15 protein-coding genes are annotated in these 15,322 nt (G+C 70.0%); 8 read left to right on the top strand and 7 right to left on the bottom strand.

The genetic code is table 11. The features are described from left to right. The first annotated feature begins 42 nt into the window (after nt 1-42). A complete protein-coding gene (locus AACG61_RS14915; protein ID WP_411837885.1) occupies nt 43-720 on the top strand; it encodes a GntR family transcriptional regulator in 678 nt (225 codons plus the stop codon). On the opposite strand, the gene AACG61_RS14910 is transcribed toward AACG61_RS14915, so the two are convergent. The 7 genes from AACG61_RS14910 to AACG61_RS14880 form a co-directional block, all read right to left on the bottom strand. Continuing rightward, nucleotides 711-1,445: an ABC transporter permease gene (locus AACG61_RS14910; protein WP_411837884.1), complete on the bottom strand. Its 735-nt coding sequence runs from the start codon at nt 1,443-1,445 to the stop codon at nt 711-713. The genes AACG61_RS14915 and AACG61_RS14910 overlap by 10 nt on opposite strands. Next, nucleotides 1,442-2,377 (bottom strand): ABC transporter ATP-binding protein, encoded by a 936-nt coding sequence (locus AACG61_RS14905; protein ID WP_411837883.1) that lies wholly within the window; start codon nt 2,375-2,377, stop codon nt 1,442-1,444. The genes AACG61_RS14910 and AACG61_RS14905 overlap by 4 nt, the downstream gene beginning before the upstream one ends. Beyond that, a complete protein-coding gene (locus AACG61_RS14900) occupies nt 2,374-3,513 on the bottom strand; it encodes an ABC transporter permease (protein WP_411837882.1) in 1,140 nt (379 codons plus the stop codon). The genes AACG61_RS14905 and AACG61_RS14900 overlap by 4 nt, the downstream gene beginning before the upstream one ends. Beyond that, on the bottom strand, nt 3,513-4,418 hold the full coding sequence (locus tag AACG61_RS14895; RefSeq protein ID WP_411837881.1) for an ABC transporter substrate-binding protein: 906 nt from the start codon (nt 4,416-4,418) through the stop codon (nt 3,513-3,515). The genes AACG61_RS14900 and AACG61_RS14895 overlap by 1 nt, the downstream gene beginning before the upstream one ends. 84 nt (nt 4,419-4,502) lie before the next feature. Then, complete coding sequence (locus tag AACG61_RS14890) at nt 4,503-5,087, bottom strand: DUF1190 domain-containing protein (RefSeq protein ID WP_411837880.1); 585 nt, start codon at nt 5,085-5,087, stop codon at nt 4,503-4,505. A gap of 18 nt (nt 5,088-5,105) precedes the next feature. After that, on the bottom strand, nt 5,106-6,332 hold the full coding sequence (locus AACG61_RS14885; RefSeq protein ID WP_411837879.1) for a glutathionylspermidine synthase family protein: 1,227 nt from the start codon (nt 6,330-6,332) through the stop codon (nt 5,106-5,108). 53 nt (nt 6,333-6,385) lie between these two features. Next, nucleotides 6,386-7,390, bottom strand: a complete 1,005-nt coding sequence (locus tag AACG61_RS14880; RefSeq protein ID WP_411837878.1) for a LacI family DNA-binding transcriptional regulator — start codon at nt 7,388-7,390, stop codon at nt 6,386-6,388. 139 nt (nt 7,391-7,529) lie between these two features. Between AACG61_RS14880 and iolG the strand changes: the two genes are divergently transcribed. The 7 genes from iolG (at nt 7,530) to AACG61_RS14845 (ending at nt 15,279) form a co-directional block, all read left to right on the top strand. Next, a complete protein-coding gene (iolG, locus tag AACG61_RS14875) occupies nt 7,530-8,534 on the top strand; it encodes an inositol 2-dehydrogenase (RefSeq protein WP_411837877.1) in 1,005 nt (334 codons plus the stop codon). A 4-nt stretch (nt 8,535-8,538) separates the two neighbouring features. Continuing rightward, a complete protein-coding gene (locus tag AACG61_RS14870; RefSeq protein WP_411837876.1) occupies nt 8,539-9,342 on the top strand; it encodes a sugar phosphate isomerase/epimerase family protein in 804 nt (267 codons plus the stop codon). 77 nt (nt 9,343-9,419) lie between these two features. Beyond that, entirely contained in the window at nt 9,420-10,343 is a 924-nt protein-coding gene (locus tag AACG61_RS14865) for a sugar ABC transporter substrate-binding protein (RefSeq protein ID WP_411837875.1), read from the top strand. A gap of 59 nt (nt 10,344-10,402) precedes the next feature. Next, nucleotides 10,403-11,503 carry an ABC transporter permease gene (locus tag AACG61_RS14860; RefSeq protein WP_411837874.1) on the top strand — a complete coding sequence of 367 codons (1,101 nt, stop codon included), beginning with the start codon at nt 10,403-10,405 and terminating at the stop codon, nt 11,501-11,503. A 1-nt stretch (nt 11,504) separates the two neighbouring features. After that, entirely contained in the window at nt 11,505-12,281 is a 777-nt protein-coding gene (locus AACG61_RS14855) for an ATP-binding cassette domain-containing protein (protein WP_046001566.1), read from the top strand. After that, the gene (locus tag AACG61_RS14850; RefSeq protein WP_411837873.1) at nt 12,281-13,375 is read left to right on the top strand and encodes a Gfo/Idh/MocA family protein; all 1,095 of its coding nucleotides are present in this window, start codon (nt 12,281-12,283) and stop codon (nt 13,373-13,375) included. Before AACG61_RS14855 ends, AACG61_RS14850 begins: the two co-directional genes overlap by 1 nt. Next, a complete protein-coding gene (locus AACG61_RS14845) occupies nt 13,372-15,279 on the top strand; it encodes a bifunctional 5-dehydro-2-deoxygluconokinase/5-dehydro-2-deoxyphosphogluconate aldolase (RefSeq protein ID WP_411837872.1) in 1,908 nt (635 codons plus the stop codon). Before AACG61_RS14850 ends, AACG61_RS14845 begins: the two co-directional genes overlap by 4 nt. The last annotated feature ends 43 nt before the right edge of the window (nt 15,280-15,322 follow it).

Here is a 15,322-nt window from a genome sequence, read left to right as displayed (position 1 = left end):
GAAGGATGTTGCGACCGCCCGGGGAAGGTGCAATCAGGAAACATGGACAAGCCGCCTGAGACCCTGATCGTGGACAGCATCCTGGACGCCATCGCCGACCAGCGGCTGATGGCGGGGACGAAGCTGGGCGAACAGGCGCTGTCGGACATCTTCGCCTGCAACCGGGCGCATGTGCGGCGCGCGCTGTCGATGCTGACCGGCTGGCAGGTGGTCGATCACCTGCCCAACCGGGGCGCCTATGTGGCAACCCCCACGCCGCAGGACGCGCGCGACGTGTTCCAGGCCCGCCGCGCGATCGAGACGACGATCTGCCGCAACGCGGTTCGCCTGGCCGATGCCGCCGATCTGGCCGATCTGCGCGCCCATCTGGCCGAGGAGGACGCCGCGCGCGGCCATGAGAACCGCCCCGCGCTGATCCGCCTGTCGCGGGGCTTCCACATCCTGCTGGCTCGGATCGGCCGCAATCCGGTTCTGGCGCGCTATCTGGACGAGCTGACGATGCGGTCCTCGCTGATCATCGGGCTTTATGCGCAGGGGCACACGACGCTCTGCGCCGAGGATGAGCATGCGGGCATCGTCGCGGCCATCGCCGCGCGGGATGAGGCGCGGGCCCTGTCGCTTCTGGACACGCATCTGCGCCATATCGAGGGCGGCATCCGCTTTGACGAGGCGCTGCCCGTGACGGACGGCTTGGCCGCGGCGCTGCGGCGTCAGGCCTGACCGGTCCGCGCGCGGGCGCGGCGTTCCAGCGCCTGGAACCCCTCGTGGATCAGCACGGCGATGATGCCCACGACCAGCCCGCCCTGCAGCACGAAGGCCGTGTTCGACGACAGCAGCCCCGCGATGATCACCTCGCCCAAGGTGCGGGCCGCGACGGTCGAGCCGATCGTGGCCGTGCCAAGCGAGATCACCGCCGTCAGCCGCATCCCCCCCAGGATCACCGGCAGCGCCAGAGGCAGGTCCACCTGCCACAGCCGCTGGCGGGGGGTCAGGCCCATGCCGCGCGCGGCTTCGGCCACGGTGGCGGGCTGGGTGGTCAGGCCGGCCAGGGTGTTCTCGAAGACCGGCAGCAGGCCGTAGAGGAACAGCGCCACCAGCGTCGGACCGGCGCCGAACCCCATGATCGGCACGGCCAGCGCCAGCACGGCGACGGGCGGAAAGGTCTGCCCGACGCTGGTGATCGTGCGCGCCAGGGGCAGGAACTCGCGCCCCGCGGGCCGCGTCACCAGCACCGCCAGCACCAGCGCCACCACGGTCGATGCCGCCACCGCCAGCCCGACCAGCGCCAGATGCGACAGGGTCAGCGACCAGAGCGGGGTCTGGGTATAGATCGCAGGCGCGTTGTTGCGGGTGAAGGGCTGAAAGACCGGCGCGAACCAGCCCGGCGCGATCAGGAAGGCCAGCAGCAGAACCGCGGCCAGGGCCAGCAGGGCGCGTCCGATCATTCCGCCGCCCGCGCCTGCGGGGCGGCCTGGGCGCGCAGGGCGGCCAGGGTGATGACGCCGCCGCCCTCGACCGGCAGGGCGTCGCGCCCGCTCCACAGGCATTCGGCCAGCGCGTCGCGCAGGCTGGCCTCGCGCGGCAGGGCAGGGCCGTCGGCATGGCCCTCGCGCGCCAGGGCAGAGGCCGGGGTCAGCGACAGCAGGTGGAAGGGCCGCTGATCCAGCCCGATCAGGTCGCGCACGAAGGGCGTGGCGGGGGCGGTCAGGATCTCGGACGGGGGGGCGTATTGGACCAGGCGGCCCTTGTCCATGACGGCGATGCGGTCGCCCAGGGTTACCGCCTCCTCCATGTCATGCGTCACCAGGATCAGCGTGGTGCCAAGCCGGCGCTGGATGTCGCGCAGGTCGGCCTGCGCCTTGGCGCGGATCACCGGGTCCAGCGCGCCGAAGGGCTCGTCCATCAGCAGCAGGTCGGGCTTCGCCGCCAGCGCACGGGCCACGCCCACGCGCTGCTGCTGGCCGCCGGACAGCTCATGGGGCATGCGGTCGCGGAACTGGTCGGGCGCCATCTGGAACAGCGTCAGCAACTCGTCCACACGGTCGCGGATCGCGGCCTGGTCCCAGCCCAGAAGGCGCGGGACGGTGGCGATGTTCTGCCCCACGGTGCGGTGCGGGAACAGTCCGTGGCCCTGGATCGCATAGCCGATGCGGCGGCGCAGCAGGTGGGGCGCGACCTCGCGCGTATCCTGCCCGTCGATCAGCACGCGACCGGCCGAGGGTTCGACAAGGCGGTTGATCATGCGCAACAGCGTCGTCTTCCCCGACCCCGAGGTGCCGACAAGGGCCGCGATCTGGCCGGGTTCGACCGTCAGGCTGACATCGTCGACCGCGGCGCGGCCGTCATAGATGCGGGTCAGGTTCTGGATGTCGATCATGCGGACCTCCGGCTGGAACGCACCAGCAGATCAAGGGCAATGCCGGCGGTCAGCGCCAGCGCGATGGTGGGCAGGGCGCCCAGCAGGACCAGATCCATCGCGGTCTGGTTCAGGCCCTGAAAGACGAAGGTGCCGAAGCCGCCGCCGCCGATCAGCCCCGCGATGACCGCCAGCCCGATGTTCTGGACCAGCACGATCCGCACCGCCGCCAGCAGCACCGGCAGCGCCAGCGGGATCAGCACCTGCACCAGCAGCTGCCGCTGCGTCAGGCCCAAGCCGATCGCGGCCTCGCGCGTGGCGGGGTTCACGCCGGTCAGCCCGGTCAGCGTGTTCGACACGACCGGCAGCAGCGAATAGAGAAACAGCGCGACCAGCGCCGGGAAGAGGCCGATGCCCGCCACCCCGGCCTGCGCCGCGCCGGGCACATTGGCCGCGATCCAGCCGAAGACCGGGATCATCACGCCGAACAGCGCCAGCGACGGGATCGTCTGCAGGATGTTCAGCACCGACAGGACCGGCCCCCGGAGCCGCCGCGCCTGATAGAGGGCGACCCCAAGCGGAAGCCCGATCAGCAGCGCTAGCGCCAGCGATCCGAAGGCCAGCGTCAGATGCGCCCGCGCCTCGCGCAGGAAGATGTCCTGACGGGCGGCGTATTCGCGCATGACGGAGACCCCGTCCAGCGCGCCCGACCCCAGGATCGCGCCGATGGCGGCGACTGCCCCGGCCAGGATCAGCCAGCGCAGCCACAGCGCCGGGTTCATCCGCGCCAGCGCATCGGCCAGCATCAGCGCAAAGGCCAGTGCCATCAGCCAGAACCCGACCGAGGGCGCCACGCGGGCCAAGGTGTTGTCGGGCGGGGTCAGATGCGTCGCCGCCGCGCCCAATGCCAGCAGCACCGCCAGAAACGCCGCCGCACCGGCGGCAAGGCGCAGCGCGGGCGGCCAGCGCAGGCAGCCCGCGACCAGCACCGCGGCCAAGGCCACGGTCAGGATCAGTCCCTGGGGCAGGGCGGCGGTCAGGGACAGCCCCTCGCCCAGCACGATGCGGTTCGGCTTGAACTGCACCAGCGGCAGGGCCAGCCCGGCCAGACCGATCACCGCGAACAGCAGGCCGGGCCGGTCCAGCCGCGCGCGCATCAGTCCAGAAAGCCCGCTTGGGTCAGGTGGTCGCGCGCGACGGTGGCGGCGGGTTCGCCGCCGATCTGGATGCGGCCGTTCAACTCCTGCAGAGTTTCAAGGTCCAGCGACGCGAAGATCGGCGCCAGGATGTCGGGGATCTCCGGATGCGCCTCAAGAACCTCGGCACGGATGATCGGAGCGGGCTGATAGACGGGCTGCACGCCCTTGTCGTCCTCCATCACCACCAAACCGGCGGGTGCGATGCCGCCATCGGTGCCATAGACCATCGCCGCGTTCACGCCCGAGGTCTGCTGCGCCGCCGCCGCGATGGTCGCGGCCGTGTCGCCGCCCGACAGCTGAACCAGCTGGTCGGGGCTCATGGTGAAGCCATAGGTTTCCTGAAACGCCGGAAGCGCCGCGGCCGAGGTCACGAATTCGGTCGATGCGGCCAGCTTGACGTCGCCGCCCCCCGCGATCCATTCGCCCATCTGGGTCATGGTCTGCAGGTCGTTCTCGGTGGCCAGGTCCTGGCGCAGGGCGATGGCCCAGGTGTTGTTCGCGGGCGAGGGTTGCAGCCAGACGATGTCGTTCTGCTCCAGGTCCAGCTCGGCCACGCGCTTGTAGCCCGCCTCGGCGTCCTTCCAGACCTCGTTGTCGGCCTCGTTGAAGAAGAACGCGCCGTTGGCGGTGTATTCCGGATAGATGTCGATCTGCCCCGAGGTGATCGCGTCGCGCATGATCGGCGTGCCGCCCAGCTGCAGGCGGTCCTGCACCGGCAGGCCCGCATCCTGCAGCGCCAGCAGGATCATGTTGCCCAGAAGGCCGCCCTCGGTGTCGATCTTGGAGGACACGGTGATGTCCTGCGCAGCGGCGGACATGCCGGCGCCGATCAGCAGCGCGGCAAGGGGGGTGAGGGCTTTCATGGGAACTCCTGTCGCGCGGACGGCAATGTGGGACGTAACGGCCCAATGCCCGCGCGACGATTTGGTTCCCTGCCGCCCCGCGCCTCAGCCGCCGAAGCTGCGCGCCGCGCTGGAGCCGCCGAACCCCCCGCGCGAGGCCGCGGTGGCCCGCGTCATCGGCGCCTGTCCCGCGGTCGCCGCCGGACGGGTGAAGTTCTGCGACGACATGGTCGCGCGGCCCGCGTTGCTGCCGAAATTGGTGGTCCGGGCGGCATTGGTGAAGCCACCCTGCGCGTTGCGGTACATGGGCTGGGACGCGGCCATGCCGCCGGTCGCGCGACCCAGCATGCTGCCGATCAGATAGCCCGCCAGAAGCGGCATGAAGATGCTGCCCGAGCCGCCGTTGCTGACCTGCTGATCCTCGGACCCGCAATTGCCGGCGCCGTGCTGTTCCTCGCAGACGGCCAGGCTGTCGTATCGGGGGGCGGATTCGACATGCAGGGCCTCGGCCTCGGCAAAGGCTTGGGCACACTGGTCGGCGGTGACCAGGCCGCCATTCGTGGCCGCCGCCTGGCAGGAGGCCAGATCGGGAAAGGCCTGCGCCTCGACCTGCTCCTCGCGGCAGCCCGCGACGGTGAAGGCGGCGGCCCCCAGGATGGTCAGGGCGACGGTTCTGGAACGGGTCCTCATGGAAATCCTCCTTGCGGGTCAGCCCGCGATGAAATGCGGCTTGAAGCGCGACAGGTCCTGGGTGATGCGGGCGCGGTCCTCGCGGATGCCGATGCCCGCGCAGGCATCGCCCACGATCCAGGCGCCCACCACCGGGCGGAAGCCGTCGAACTCGGGCAGCGGCTGATAGGCCTGCACGATCCGCGCATGGGCGTCATAGTCGCGGTTCTCGGACGCCTCGGTCACGTCGCCGTTCTCGACGATCACCACGCCCGCGCCTTCGCGCGAGAAGATCGGCTTGACCACATGGGCGGCGCGGAACCGGTCCGCGACGCGCCCGAAGGCCGCGGCGACCGCGGGGTCGGGCCGGCCGCCCTCGACCAGGGCGGGGGCCACGTCATCGGCGAAGAAGGCGGGCAGCAGGTTGGGATGGCCCTCGAACATCTCCCACAGGATGGGCAGCAGGCCCTTGTTCGACACGACGGCCTTCCAGGCGGGTTCCAGGAACAGGCAGCCCGACCCCGCGATATGGCGGGCATAGTCGTCGGCCAGCAGGTCCTCCCAGGGATAGAGCTTGAACAGCGTGCCGATGACGCGGTCCTGATCGTCCAGGAACTGGCCCTGCCTGCTGACGGCCAGCTTCTCCAGATCGGTGTAATGCGCGCCCATCCCGGCCTCGCGCGCGGCCCAGGCCATCGCCTCGACGGTGGCATAATCCTCGGGGTTGCCCGCCACGGCGGTGAAGTGGATGTCGGTATTCGGTCCGAAGACGGCGCCGAACCGTTCGACCAGCGCCTCGTGGATGCCGTTGAACTGGTCGGCGCCTTGGGGCAGGTGCCCCGCGGCCAGCTGATCCTCCAGCCACTGCCACTGGAACGACGCGGATTCATAGAGCGAGGTCGGCGTGTCGGCATTGTATTCCAGCAGCTTGGCCGGGCCCGTGCCGTCATAGGCCAGGTCCATCCGGCCATAGATCTCTGGCTCGCCGCGCGCCCAGCTGTCGCGCACCAGCCCCTGATGCGCGGCGGGGATGCCAAGCCGCGTCATCAACGCAGGCTCCGCGACGATCCGCGCCACGGCCTGCCGCGTCATGGCGTGCAGCTCGGTCGCGGGGCCCTCCAGATCATCCTCGATCTGGGCCAGCGTGAAGCGATAGGCGCTGGTTTCGTCCCAATAGGGCTCGCCATGCATATGGGCGAAGGTGAAGCCGACATCGGCGGCCTTGGCGGCCAGGTCGGGGCGTTCGGGAAGGGTGATCTTGCGCATGCCCCAGATGTAGCGGCTGGCGCGCGCAAGGGCCAGCGTTCAAACCGTCGCGCTCAGCTGCTGTCGCGGGCGATGAAGCGGCCGGGCAGATGCACGTCCGTGGTCCGCCGCCCCTCCAGCACCTCCAGCAGCTGTTCGGTCATGGCGGTGATCGGCTGGCGATAGGTCGTCAGCCGATAGGCGGGCGAGGCCGACAGCGGGATGTCGTCGAACCCGGTCACGGCCACGTCCTGCGGCACCCGCAGGCCCAGCCCGTGGCGGATCGCGTCCATGGCGCCGATGGCGATGATGTCGTTCTCGCAGACCAGCACGTCGGGGCGCGGGCCGGGGCCGCTCAGCAGGTCGGTCACGCGGTCGATGGCGGGGCCGAAGTCATAGGCCTCGGCGTGGATCGCGGGGACGGGATGGCCGGTGCGCTGTTCCCAATAGGCGGTGAAGGTCGTCTTGCGGTGCAGCTTGGCCGATTGCGTGTCCGGCCCGGCCAGGAAGACAGGGCGCCGATAGCCGCGCTCCAGCAGGTGGTCGGCGATCTCGCGCATGGCGATCACGTCGTCGCAGGCGATGGTCAGCGTGTTCGGGTCCTGGCTGTAGCGGGCGAAGATCACCAGCTTCTTCAGGCGTCGCGCGCCCAGGGCGGTGCCCAGGATGCGGTCGTCGAAGCGCGTGCCGATGACCACCGCCGCATCCACCCGCCGCTGGCTGGCCGCCAGCAGCGCGGCCGAGGCGTCGTCGCTGTCGGACATGTGCACCAGCAGCGTGCCCCAGCCCCGCGACCACAGGATGCGCGTCAGCCGCTCCAGCAGGACCAGCTTGTGCGGGTTGTTGAAGTCGTTGGTGATGATCGCGACCAGGTTCGAGCGGTCCGAGGCCAGCCCCGCCGCCGCCAGATCCGGCGCATAGCCCAGTGCATCCGCCGCCGCCAGCACCCGGTCGCGGCTGGCCCGGCTGATCGAGGCGTCCTTCTTGAAGGCGCGCGCGACCGTCCAGCGCGACACGCCGGCCGCCGCCGCCACGTCATCCGCCGTCACCGCGCCCTTGCTGTCCGTCGTGCCGTCCATGGGGTCAGGATAGCCTGACCGGACCGCCGCCGAAAGGTCGTTGCACGCGCGTGCAGAAATTTGTTGCACGCGCGTGCAAGCTAACGCATCGTCAGCCGAGGGGGATCGCCGCAGGGTGATTCGAGGGAGGAACGACCAGATGCTGAACGTGGCATTGCTGGGCGCTGGCCGGATCGGCCAGGTCCACGCGCAATCGATGACGGCCGGGGGCCATTGCACCGTCGTGGCCGTGGCCGACGTGAACGCCGAGGCCGCGCAGGCGCTGGCCGCGCGCATCGGGGCCGAGGCCCGCAGCGTGGAGGCGATCATTGCCGATCCGGCCATCGACGCCGTGCTGATCGCCACATCCACCGACACGCATTCCGACCTGATCACCCGCGCCACCGCAGCCGGCAAGGCGGTTCTGTGCGAGAAGCCGGTCGATCTGTCGTTGGACCGCGCCTTGGCCACGCTGGCTGCGGCCGAGGCGACGGGGCGGCCGGTGATGATCGGCTTCAACCGCCGGTTCGACCCGAACTTCGCGGCGCTGAAGGCGGCCTTCGACGCCGGAGAGATCGGCGACGGGGAGCTGCTGTCCATCACCTCCTTCGACCCGGCCCCACCGCCGGTCGATTATGTCAAGGTGTCGGGCGGGCTGTTCCGCGACATGATGATCCATGATTTCGACATGGCCTGCTGGATCTTCGGCGGGGCGCCCGCGCGGGTGACGGCGCATGGCTCGTCGCTGGTCGATCCGGCCATCGGGGATGCGGGCGACGTGGACACGGCCGCCGTGACGATGGTCTGGGAGGACGGGCGCATCGCGGTCATCAAGAACTCGCGCCGCGCCGGATACGGATACGACCAGCGGCTGGAACTGCTGGGCTCGCAGGGCCTTTTGTCGGCTGCCAACGTGCTGGAGAACACCGTCCAGAAGATCACCACCGCCGGCGCGGTCAGCGCCAAGCCGCTGCATTTCTTCCTGGAACGCTACATGCGCGCCTATGAGATCGAATGGGCGGCCTTCCTGAAGGGCGTGACCGAGGGGACGGCCATGCCCGTGACGCTGCGCGAGGGCGTGGCGGCGCTGGCCTGCGCCGAGGCGGCGACCCGGTCGCTGGCCCAGGGCACGACCGTCGCGATCACCCCCGACATGCTGGGCTGAGGCCATGCGCAAGATCGGCTGCTGCACCTGGATCTTCGGCGGCGAGGATCTGTCCGCCATCGCCGCCCGCGCCGTCCGCGCCGGGCTAGAGGGGGTCGAGATCCATGGCGACCTGTCCATGGACCCGGTCGCGGCGGGCGCGGTCTTCCGCGATGCGGGGCTGGCCATTTGGTCGATCACGCCGGGGGATGCCGACATCAGCCATCCCGACGACGGGGTGCGTCGGCGGGGCGTGGATTACTATCGCGACCTGATCGCGTGGTCCGACGCCCTGGGTCACGGCCCGCGCATCGGCTGTCACGGGCTGGTCGGGCGCATCCGGCCCGTGGGCGGGGCGGATGAGGACGCCATCCTGGCCGACAGCGTCGCCAAGATCGCCGCCATGGCCGCGCCGCGCCCGGTCTGCTTCGAGATCCTGAACCGCTATGAGAGCCATCAGGTCCGCACCGTCGCCGAGGGGCTGGCGCTCTTGGAGCGGGCGGGGGCGGCGAACCTGTCGCTGCTGCCCGACGCCTATCACATGAACATCGAGGAATCCGATCCGGCCGCCGCCCTGCGCGCGGGGGGCGCCCGGATCGGCCTCTATCATCTGGCCGACAGCAACCGCGGCGCGGTGGGGGAGGGGCATGTCGATTTCGCGGCCCAGTTCGCCGCGCTGGATGCCATCGGCTATGCGGGTCCCCTGATCGTGGAACCCGCCGCCCCCGGCCCCGATCCGTTCAACACGGACAAGGGCCCGGGCTATCGCGACAGGCTCGAGGCGATGCTGGCGCGGTCCGTCCGCGCCATCCGCGCCATGGGCCACTGACGATCCCGCGCGGCTGAGCACGCGCGGGACATCGCAGCCGGGGGGAGCCGGCTGCGCCAACAACAAGGGAGAGAGACATGACAAGGTTCACGACCGCCGCTGCCACCGCCGCGCTGATGGCGCTGGCCGCGCCCGCCATGGCGCAGAACATCATCGTGGTGGCCCATGGCCAGGCCAACGACCCCTTCTGGTCGGTGGTCAAGAACGGTGCCGCCAAGGCCGGCGAGCATACCGGCGCGACGGTCGATTTCCGTTCGCCCGAGACCTTCGACATGGTGGCGATGAGCCAGCTGATCGACGCCGCCGTGAACCAGCAGCCCGACGGGCTGGTCGTGTCGATCCCGGATGCCGACGCGCTCGGGCCGTCGATCCAGCGGGCGGTCGATGCGGGCATTCCGGTGATCTCGATGAACTCCGGCTCGGACGTGGCGGCCGATCTGGGCGCGCTGCTGCATGTGGGCCAGTCCGAATTCGACGCGGGCGTCGCCGCGGGCGAGCGTCTGGCCGAGATGGGCGGCACCAAGGCCATCTGCGTCAACCAGGAGGTCGGCAACGTCTCTCTGGACCAGCGCTGCGAGGGCTTTGCGCAGGGCTTCGGGCAGACGGTGACCGTGGTGCCCACCGCCAACGACCCGACCGAGGTGCAGTCCAAGATCCGCGCCGCGCTGGAATCCGACCCCGAGGTCGACACCGTCCTGGGCCTGGGCGCCAGCCTGGTGGGCGAGCCCGCCGTGGCCGCCGTCGAGGCGCTGGGCCGCGACGACGTGATGATCGCCAGCTTCGATCTGTCGGCGGGCTTCCTGCAGGCGGTGGCCGACGGCAAGGCGGCCTTCGCGATCGACCAGCAGCAGTTCCTGCAGGGCTATCTGCCGGTGACCTTCCTGGCGCTGAACGCGACCTATGGCCTGATGCCGGGCGGCGACGTGCCCTCGGGTCCGAACCTGGTCATGCAGGACGCGGCCGCCCAGGTGATCGAGCTGTCCGCCCAGGGCATCCGCTGAGACCTGCGGGCGGGCGCCCCTGCCGCGCCCGCCCCCCTCCGCCCACAGGGGAGCGCAAGATGACCGACATCCCGTCCAAGGACGAACGCATCGCCACCGAATCCATGACCACGCGCCTGATGAAGCGGCCCGAACTGGGCGCCATCGGCGGTCTGATCCTGATCACGATCTTCTTTCTGGCCACCGCCAGCCCGACCATGTTCACGCTGGCCGGCGTGATGAACTTCCTGACGCCCGCGGCGCAGCTGGGCATCCTCGGCATCGCCGCCGCCATGCTGATGATCGGCGGAGAGTTCGACCTGTCCATCGGCTCGATGGTGGCCTTCGCGGGCATGATCTTCGGCGTGCTGGTCGTGAACATGGGCCTGCCCCTGATCTTCGCGATCCCGCTGACGCTGGCCTTCGCGGCGGCGATGGGCGCGGTGAACGGGGCCATCGTGCTGCGCACCGGGCTGCCCAGCTTCATCGTGACGCTGGCCTTCCTGTTCATCCTGCGCGGCGCGTCGCTGGTGGGGCTGAAGGTCTTCACGAACGGCTCGACCCAGCTGCGCGGCGTGCGCGAGGCGGTGGAGGGCGACTGGCTGACGCCGATCTTCTCGGGCGACGCCTTTCCAAGCCTGTTCCGCTGGCTGGGCGATCAGGGCATCATCGCGACGCTGAACAATGGCGCGCCGTCCGTCCCCGGCATCCCGGTCGAGATCCTGTGGTTCCTGGCCATCGCGGCGGCGGCGACCTTCGTGCTGCTGCGCACGCCGGCCGGCAACTGGATCTTCGCCACGGGCGGCGACAGGAACGCGGCCTCCAATTCCGGGGTGCCGGTCAGGCGGGTCAAGATCGCGCTCTTCGTGCTGACCGCGCTGGCGGCGGCGCTGGTCGCGATCATCACCGTGATCGACACCGGATCGACCGACGCGCGGCGCGGCTTCATGAAGGAGTTCGAGGCGATCATCGCCGCCGTCATCGGGGGCTGCCTGCTGACGGGGGGCTACGGGTCCGCCATCGGGGCGTTCTTCGGGGCGATCATCTTCGGCATGGTCACCATCGGTCTGACCTATACCGGGTTCGACCAGGACTGGTTCCAGGTCTTCCTGGGGGCGATGCTGCTGCTGGCCGTGGTCTTCAACAACGCCATCCGCAAGCGCGTGACGGGGGAACGCTGACATGACCCAACCCATCATCCGCATGGAGAACATCAAGAAGCGCTTCGGCAACGTGATCGCCCTGAACGGCGTCACCTTCGACGTGCGGCCCGGCGAATGCCACTGCCTTCTGGGCGACAACGGCGCGGGGAAATCGACCTTCATCAAGACCATGTCGGGCGTCCACAAGCCGACCGAGGGCACGATCACCTTCGAAGGCCGCCCGATGCAGTTCGACAGCCCCCGCGACGCGATGGAGGCGGGCATCGCCACGGTCTTCCAGGACCTTGCCATGATCCCGCTGATGAGCGTCACGCGCAACTTCTTCATGGGGCGCGAACCCACCAAGGGCCGCTTCATCAAGCGGTTTGACCTGGAAACCGCGAACCGCATCACGATGGAGAAGATGCGCCAGATGGGCATCAACCTGCGCGCCCCCGATCAGGCGGTGGGCACCCTGTCGGGCGGCGAACGCCAGACGGTGGCCATCGCACGGGCCGTCCATTTCGGCGCCAAGGTGCTGATCCTGGACGAGCCGACCAGCGCCTTGGGCGTGCGCCAGACCTCGAACGTGCTGGCGACCATCGCGCGGGTGCGGGCGCAGGGCGTGGGCGTGGTCTTCATCAGCCACAACGTGCGCCACGCGCTGGCCGTGGGCGACCGCTTCACGGTGCTGAACCGGGGCCAGACGCTCGGCACCGCCGACAAGGGCCAGATCGACGCCGCCGAACTGCAGGACCTGATGGCCGGCGGGCAGGAGCTGGCCAAGCTGGAAGGCAGCCTGGGGGGGACGGTCTGATGACGCTTGGCGTGGCGCTGATCGGCACAGGCTTCATGGGCAAGTGCCATGCCATGGCCTGGCGCAACGTGGCGACGGCCTTCGGCGGGGTGCCGCCCCGGCTGGAGGTGCTGGCCGATGCCGCGGCGCCGGACGATCTGGCCCGCGCCTGGGGCTTTGCCCGCGCCACGGCCGATTGGCAGGCCGCGGTCGCCGACCCGGGCGTCGATGTGGTCAGCATCACCACGCCCAACGGTCTGCACCGCGCGATGGCGGAAGCGGCACTGCGCGCGGGCAAGCATGTCTGGCTGGAAAAGCCCATGGCCCTGACGCTGCAGGATGCGCAGGCCATGGCCGATCTGGCCGCCGCGCATCCCGATCAGGTGACGCTGCTGGGCTACAACTATCTGCGCAGCCCGGCCTTTCAGGCCGCGCGCGCGATGGTCGCGGATGGCGCGATCGGGCAGCCATTGGCCTTTCGCGGCGTCTATGACGAGGATTATTCGGCCGATCCCAGCCTGCCCTGGTCGTGGCGCATGACGCATCACGGGGGCGGTCTGGGCGCGCTTGGCGATCTGGGCTGTCACCTGGTCAGCGTCATGGTCGCGCTGATGGGACCGGTGGCCGAACTGACCGCCATGACCCAGATCGCCGTGCCGACGCGCCCCTCGCCCGAGGGCCCCCGCGCGGTCGAGAATGAGGACAGCGCCCTGGCCCTGATCCGCTTTGCCAGCGGCGCGCAGGGGTCGTTCGCCACCTCCCGCGTGGCGCGGGGCCGCAAGTGCCGGTTGCAATGGGAGGTGCACGGATCGGAGGGCACGCTGGTCTTCGATCAGGAGCACATGAACGAGCTGTGGGTGCATCGCGCGGGGGATGCGGGATTCGTGCGCCATGTCACCGGGCCGGACCAGCCCGATTTCGCGGCTTTCTGCCCCGCGCCGGGGCATGGCTTCGGCTTCAACGAACAGAAGGTCGTGGAATGCCGCGACCTGATCCGCGCGATCGGCGGCGGCGCGCCCTGCGGGCCGGACTTCGCCGCCGGACTGATCGTCGAACGGATCATCCACGCCATGGCGACCAGCGCCGGTCGCCCCGTTTCCCTGGAGGGCGCATGAAGACGCTTGACGTGATCACCATCGGACGCAGCAGCGTCGACCTCTATGGCCAGCAGGTCGGCGGGCGGCTGGAGGATATGGGGTCCTTCGCCAAATATATCGGCGGCAGCCCCACGAACATCGCCTGCGGCACGGCACGCTTGGGCCTGCGGTCGGCGGTCATTACCCGGGTCGGCGACGAGCATATGGGGCGCTTCATCCGCGAACAGCTGATCCGCGAGGGCGTCGATGTGCGCGGGGTGGCGACCGATCCGGACCGCCTGACCGCGCTGGTGATCCTGGGCATCCGCAATCAGGACAGCTTTCCGCTGATCTTCTATCGCGAGAATTGCGCCGACATGGCCCTATCCGAGGATGACATCGACGAGGACCTCATCGCCCAGGCCCGCTGCGTGCTGGCGACCGGAACCCACCTGTCGAACCCCATGACCGAGGCCGCGGTGATGCGCGCGCTGGACATGGCGCGGGCCCATGGCGCAAGAACCGCGCTGGACATCGACTATCGCCCGAACCTGTGGGGCGTGGCGGGGCACGGCGAGGGCGAGAGCCGCTTTGTCGAAAGCGCCGCAGTGACGGCCAAGCTGGCGGCGACCCTGCATCTGTTCGACCTGATCGTCGGCACCGAGGAGGAGTTCCACATCGCCGGCGGCACGACCGACACGCTGGCGGCGCTGCGCGCGGTCCGCGCGGTGTCGGACGCGACGCTGGTCTGCAAGCGCGGCGCCAAGGGGGCGGTGGCCTTCACCGGCGCGATCCCCGACAGCCTGGACGACGGAGAGGCGGGACCGGGCTTCCCGATCGAGGTCTTCAACGTGCTGGGCGCGGGGGACGGGTTCTTTTCGGGCCTGCTGAAGGGGTGGCTGGACGGCGGAAGCTGGCCCCGCGCGTTGGAATACGCCAATGCCTGCGGCGCCTTTGCGGTCAGCCGCCATGGCTGCACGCCCGCCTATCCCAGCTTGGAGGAGCTGCGCTTCTTCCTGGAGCGCGGCGTGGTGCGGCCCGATCTGAGGAACGATGCCGCGCTCGAGCAGGTGCATTGGGCGACCAACCGGCAGGGACGGATGGGCGGCGACTGGACCACGATGCGGGTCTTTGCCTTCGATCACCGGATGCAGCTGGAGGCGATGGAGGGTTATACGCCCGAGAAGGGCGGGGCCTTCAAGCGGCTGTGCCTGGAGGCGGCGCTGGCGGTGCAGGACGGGCAGGGGGGATATGGCATCCTCTGCGACGACCGGATCGGGCGCACGGCGCTGCATGCGGCCAGCGGAACGGGGCTCTGGATCGGGCGGCCCGCCGAATGGCCCGGATCGCGGCCCCTGGCGCTGGAACCGGAACTGGGCCCCGATTGCGGAGGCCTGTCGGAATGGGCGCGCGAGAACGTCGTGAAGGTGCTGTGCTTCTGCCACCCGGACGATGACGCGGCGCTGCGGGCCGAGCAGGAGGCGACGGTTCTGCGGCTTTACACCGCCGCGCGCCGGAACGGGCTGGAGTTCCTGCTGGAGATCATCCCGTCCAAGGTCGGGCCGGTCGATGAGGACACGACCGCCACGCTGATCGAACAGTTCTATGCGGCGGGGATCCATCCCGACTGGTGGAAGCTGGAGCCGTTGACCAGCGCGGAGGCCTGGGCCAAGGCCATCGCCGCCATCGAGGCGCATGACCGCCACACGCGCGGCATCGTCGTGCTGGGGCTGGACGCGCCCGAGGCCGAGCTGGCGGCCAGCTTCGCCGTGGCGGCGCGGTTTCCGCTGGTGCGGGGCTTTGCGGTCGGGCGGACGATCTTCGGCGCAGTGGCGCGGGACTGGTTCGCGGGGCGGGTAGGGGACGCGGATGCGGTGGCGGAGATGGCGGCACGTTATCGGCGGCTGTGCGCGATCTGGGATGCGGCGCGCGATGCGGCGTGAGGGCGGCAGGGGGGCTTCGCGCCCCCCAATCCCTGCGGGATTT

The sequence above is a fragment of the Paracoccus sp. ME4 genome (genome assembly GCF_046736325.1).
In the GTDB taxonomy this organism is placed as follows: Bacteria; Pseudomonadota; Alphaproteobacteria; order Rhodobacterales; family Rhodobacteraceae; genus Paracoccus.
Note: the sequence above shows the minus strand (reverse complement) of the source record. Positions and strands in the feature narration are given on the sequence as shown.

Bases quoted from the DNA above. Each gene is read 5' to 3' on its own strand.
- AACG61_RS14855 (WP_046001566.1), top strand. From the start codon at position 11,505: ATGACCCAACCCATCATCCGCATGGAGAACATCAAGAAGCGCTTCGGC.
- AACG61_RS14900 (WP_411837882.1), bottom strand. From the start codon at position 3,513: ATGCGCGCGCGGCTGGACCGGCCCGGCCTGCTGTTCGCGGTGATCGGT.
- AACG61_RS14910 (WP_411837884.1), bottom strand. From the start codon at position 1,445: ATGATCGGACGCGCCCTGCTGGCCCTGGCCGCGGTTCTGCTGCTGGCC.
- AACG61_RS14890 (WP_411837880.1), bottom strand. From the start codon at position 5,087: ATGAGGACCCGTTCCAGAACCGTCGCCCTGACCATCCTGGGGGCCGCC.
- AACG61_RS14860 (WP_411837874.1), top strand. From the start codon at position 10,403: ATGACCGACATCCCGTCCAAGGACGAACGCATCGCCACCGAATCCATG.
- AACG61_RS14905 (WP_411837883.1), bottom strand. From the start codon at position 2,377: ATGATCGACATCCAGAACCTGACCCGCATCTATGACGGCCGCGCCGCG.
- AACG61_RS14915 (WP_411837885.1), top strand. From the start codon at position 43: ATGGACAAGCCGCCTGAGACCCTGATCGTGGACAGCATCCTGGACGCC.
- iolG (WP_411837877.1), top strand. From the start codon at position 7,530: ATGCTGAACGTGGCATTGCTGGGCGCTGGCCGGATCGGCCAGGTCCAC.
- AACG61_RS14845 (WP_411837872.1), top strand. From the start codon at position 13,372: ATGAAGACGCTTGACGTGATCACCATCGGACGCAGCAGCGTCGACCTC.
- AACG61_RS14895 (WP_411837881.1), bottom strand. From the start codon at position 4,418: ATGAAAGCCCTCACCCCCCTTGCCGCGCTGCTGATCGGCGCCGGCATG.
- AACG61_RS14885 (WP_411837879.1), bottom strand. From the start codon at position 6,332: ATGCGCAAGATCACCCTTCCCGAACGCCCCGACCTGGCCGCCAAGGCC.
- AACG61_RS14880 (WP_411837878.1), bottom strand. From the start codon at position 7,390: ATGGACGGCACGACGGACAGCAAGGGCGCGGTGACGGCGGATGACGTG.
- AACG61_RS14865 (WP_411837875.1), top strand. From the start codon at position 9,420: ATGACAAGGTTCACGACCGCCGCTGCCACCGCCGCGCTGATGGCGCTG.
- AACG61_RS14870 (WP_411837876.1), top strand. From the start codon at position 8,539: ATGCGCAAGATCGGCTGCTGCACCTGGATCTTCGGCGGCGAGGATCTG.
- AACG61_RS14850 (WP_411837873.1), top strand. From the start codon at position 12,281: ATGACGCTTGGCGTGGCGCTGATCGGCACAGGCTTCATGGGCAAGTGC.